The sequence below is a fragment of the Vibrio sp. Vb0598 genome (assembly GCF_033338935.1).
GTDB lineage: Bacteria > Pseudomonadota > Gammaproteobacteria > Enterobacterales > Vibrionaceae > Vibrio > Vibrio alginolyticus.
This window is the reverse complement of sequence record NZ_JAWOTP010000087.1, coordinates 1-1,599: the sequence shown is the minus strand read 5'-3', so window position 1 is coordinate 1,599 and position 1,599 is coordinate 1. Positions and strand designations below refer to the sequence as shown.

The 1,599-nt window shown below is 42.0% G+C and carries 2 protein-coding genes; both read right to left on the bottom strand.

Annotated features, from left to right (window positions below):
• Positions 1-80: 80 nt before the first annotated feature.
• On the bottom strand, positions 81-1,289 hold the full coding sequence (locus tag R7Q38_RS23115; protein ID WP_001352368.1) for an IS4-like element ISVsa5 family transposase: 1,209 nt from the start codon (positions 1,287-1,289) through the stop codon (positions 81-83).
• Positions 1,290-1,348: 59 nt separating this feature from the next.
• A partial coding sequence (locus tag R7Q38_RS23110) for a hypothetical protein (RefSeq protein ID WP_318114426.1) occupies positions 1,349-1,599 on the bottom strand: 251 nt, incomplete at its 5' end.

The window sequence follows — 1,599 nt, the reverse complement described above, 5'->3', positions numbered from 1 at the left end:
AAGTATCAGAGTGAGAGTGTCCTGAATTCTGTGTAACTGTCTAAACTTAAGCCTTAAAGGCTAAGGACTGAGAGATCCCCTCATAATTTCCCCAAAACGTAACCATGTGTGAATAGATTTTGAGTAAGCAGGGTTGCAGCCACGAGTGAGTCTTCCCTTGTTATTGTGTAGCCAGAATGCCGCAAAACTTCCATGCCTAAGCGAACTGTTGAGAGTACGTTTCGATTTCTGACTGTGTTAGCCTGGAAGTGCTTGTCCCAACCTTGTTTCTGAGCATGAACGCCCGCAAGCCAACATGTTAGTTGAAGCATCAGGGCGATTAGCAGCATGATATCAAAACGCTCTGAGCTGCTCGTTCGGCTATGGCGTAGGCCTAGTCCGTAGGCAGGACTTTTCAAGTCTCGGAAGGTTTCTTCAATCTGCATTCGCTTCGAATAGATATTAACAAGTTGTTTGGGTGTTCGAATTTCAACAGGTAAGTTAGTTGCTAGAATCCATGGCTCCTTTGCCGACGCTGAGTAGATTTTAGGTGACGGGTGGTGACAATGAGTCCGTGTCGAGCGCTGATTTTTTCGGCCTTTAGAGCGAGATTTATACAATAGAATTTGGCATGAGATTGGATTGCTTTTAGTCAGCCTCTTATAGCCTAAAGTCTTTGAGTGACTAGATGACATATCATGTAAGTTGCTGATAGGTTTCCAGTTTTCCGCTCCTAGGTCTGCATATTGTACTTTTCCTCTTACTCGACTTAACCAGTACCAACCCAGCTTCTCAACGGATTTATACCATGGCACTTTAAAGCCAGCATCACTGACAATGAGCGGTGTGGTGTTACTCGGTAGAATGCTCGCAAGGTCGGCTAGAAATTGGTCATGAGCTTTCTTTGAACATTGCTCTGAAAGCGGGAACGCTTTCTCATAAAGAGTAACAGAACGACCGTGTAGTGCGACTGAAGCTCGCAATACCATAAGCCGTTTTTGCTCACGGATATCAGACCAGTCAACAAGTACAATGGGCATCGTATTGCCCGAACAGATAAAGCTAGCATGCCAACGGTATACAGCGAGTCGCTCTTTGTGGAGGTGACGATTACCTAACAATCGGTCGATTCGTTTGATGTTATGTTTTGTTCTCGCTTTGGTTGGCAGGTTACGGCCAAGTTCGGTAAGAGTGAGAGTTTTACAGTCAAGTAAGGCGTGGCAAGCCAACGTTAAGCTGTTGAGTCGTTTTAAGTGTAATTCGGGGCAGAATTGGTAAAGAGAGTCGTGTAAAATATCGAGTTCGCACATTTTGTTGTCTGATTATTGATTTTTGGCGAAACCATTTGATCATATGACAAGATGTGTATCTACCTTAACTTAATGATTTTGATAAAAATCATTAGGGGATTCATCAGCACTTGGTGTGCAATGTGATTAATGTTTTTATTTTGTTTGTTAATTGTTATTCTTTGTTGTTGTCTTAAGGTAAGGCTTTGAAATGTGGTCAGTAAAAAAACTAATAGCAGTTGAGTGAGAACAGTTTTGCGCTCATTTTCTATTTTCGATATATATTTCATTGATTCATAATGGTTTTTATATTTAAGAGTGCAATCGGTTC

Coding starts and splice junctions, on each gene's coding strand:
- R7Q38_RS23115 (WP_001352368.1), bottom strand. CDS start 1,289: ATGTGCGAACTCGATATTTTACACGACTCTCTTTACCAATTCTGCCCC.